This is a genomic window from Bradyrhizobium lablabi (genome assembly GCF_001440475.1).
Classification (GTDB): domain Bacteria; phylum Pseudomonadota; class Alphaproteobacteria; order Rhizobiales; family Xanthobacteraceae; genus Bradyrhizobium; species Bradyrhizobium lablabi.
Genome location: NZ_LLYB01000119.1, coordinates 1 through 1,883, shown reverse-complemented (window position 1 = coordinate 1,883; position 1,883 = coordinate 1). Strand labels below are relative to the sequence as shown.

Annotated in this window: 3 protein-coding genes; all 3 read right to left on the bottom strand. The window is 59.0% G+C overall.

Going from position 1 to position 1,883, the window contains the following annotated elements; translation table 11 throughout:
* Positions 1–491, bottom strand: a 491-nt coding sequence (ahpD, locus tag CQ14_RS33255; RefSeq protein ID WP_057862016.1) for an alkylhydroperoxidase, AhpD family, incomplete at its 3' end; no start/stop codon positions are given.
* A 7-nt stretch (positions 492–498) separates the two neighbouring features.
* A complete protein-coding gene (locus CQ14_RS33250) occupies positions 499–1,053 on the bottom strand; it encodes a peroxiredoxin (RefSeq protein WP_057862001.1) in 555 nt (184 codons plus the stop codon).
* Positions 1,054–1,501: 448 nt separating this feature from the next.
* Positions 1,502–1,768 (bottom strand): DUF2478 domain-containing protein, encoded by a 267-nt coding sequence (locus CQ14_RS42890; RefSeq protein ID WP_347337178.1) that lies wholly within the window; start codon positions 1,766–1,768, stop codon positions 1,502–1,504.
* Positions 1,769–1,883: the final 115 nt, after the last annotated feature.

Here is a 1,883-nt window from a genome sequence, read left to right as displayed (position 1 = left end):
GACTGCACGATCGCGGCAAAGCGGACCGCGCTTTGGATGGCAGCCGAGCTGACGCCGGCTTCCCGCAGCGCCTTCTCATGGGCGTCCATGCAGGCGCCGCAGCCGTTGATGGCGCTTACCGCCAGCGACCACAGCTCGAAATCGGCTTTGTCCACGCCGGGATTGCCGATCACGTTCATGCGCAGCCGCGCCGGCATCGTCTTGTATTCCGGATTGGAGGCGAGGTGAACGAAGCGGTAGTAGACGTTGTTCATCGCCATCATGGAGGCCGCGGATTTTGCCGCCGCGACCGCGGCCGGCGTTATCACGACGGCGGCCGCAGATTCCATTGCGGCGATCACCACGGGATTGCGGACCGCAATCGCGGTGGCGAGCAACAGCCCGTATTTGCTCTGCGGTGATAGCGTCTCATCCGACAGGATCGAAGCCAAGTTGAGTCTCACGTCCTTGGCGAAATCGGGAATCTGGTCCTTTAGCTGTTCAATCGACATTGATGCCTCAAGCAACTTTCAGGGTTTCGCCGCCGATCTCGCGGTTACAGGCGCAGAGCTCGTCGGTCTGTAGCGCGTCCAGAACGCGCAGCGTGTCCTTCGGGCTGCGGCCGACATTTAGATTGGTCGCGTAGACGTGCTGGATGGTATTGTCGGGGTCGACGACGAATGTGTAGCGATAGGCGACGCCGTCGGGCGAACGCACATCGAGGCCATCGACCAGCCCGCCCTTAGTGTCGGCAAACTGCCAGATTGGCAGATGTTGCAGGTCCTTGTGCGAGCGCCGCCAAGCGAGCTTGCAGAACTCGTTGTCGGTCGAACCGCCTAGCACGACAGCATCGCGCTCGGCGAAATCCTTCGATAGCCGGGCAAACTCCGCGATCTCGGTTGGGCAGACGAAGGTGAAATCCTTGGGGTAGAAGAAGATGACTTTCCATTTTCCAGGAAAGCTGTTTTCCGTCAGCGTCTCGAACGCGCTCTGCCCGTTTTCCTCGTGCAGATGAAAACCGGGCTTCACGCCTGTGATTTCGAACGACGGCAACTTACTTCCAATTCCAAGCATATTGTCCTCACAAGATTGCTTCGCGCAGAAACCGATGATTCCGGCATCAGGCGAAGCAAGCGATATGCCAGATGATATCGCGATTCAACTGGGTGAAATGTGACAATCGGATGCTCGTCGTGATGGCATCTTAACAGCATGGTTTGAATGGTTCTGCCGTCCTGCATCAACAACCGAGCATGTTGCCGTGCTCCGCCGGTTGCGCGCCTTTGAACGATTAGCCCCAAGCCAACTGTTCGGGTTATGATGCCGAACGATTGCAATTGATTAAGATGAAACCCCGCGCCCGCGGCAATGTTCCGCCAAGCCACCGATTGCCCGACGCGCACGAGGACAGCGGATGTGAGGTGGCGCGGGAACCGGCAATGACGGTGTTTTGGTCGACGCCAATGACGTAGCGCACGTTCCCGGGATCAAAATTGTGGATGTCCTCCCGCGCGTGATCAGTCTATCGGATCTGATGTGGGTAAATAGCCGCTGACGGGATGGAATGCGCGCGGATGCGCGGCAGGCGCAGGGCGATGTCGCGCCACCATCCCTCCACGACCTGGCGCTCGCACAGCAGCGTCGTGCCGACATCTCGGGTGAATGTCCGGCAGGCGGCATGGCATTTTTCGGGGACGGCGGTGAGGAGCGGCACACCAGCAATGATGGCATCAGCAAATTCGTCGCGCAGGCCCCGGCCGGACGCCTCTTGCTTAGAGAATTTGTTGATTACGAGTAGATCGACGTGCCGCCTGATCGCCGGGACACAACAACTGCGGCATCTGCGAGCCCATTAGAGCGGGTTCCGACCAAATTGAATCGTTTGGGATTCCCAAATCAGGCCG

Excerpts from the sequence above, each read along its gene's own strand:
- CQ14_RS33250 (WP_057862001.1), bottom strand. The coding sequence starts at position 1,053 with ATGCTTGGAATTGGAAGTAAGTTGCCGTCGTTCGAAATCACAGGCGTG.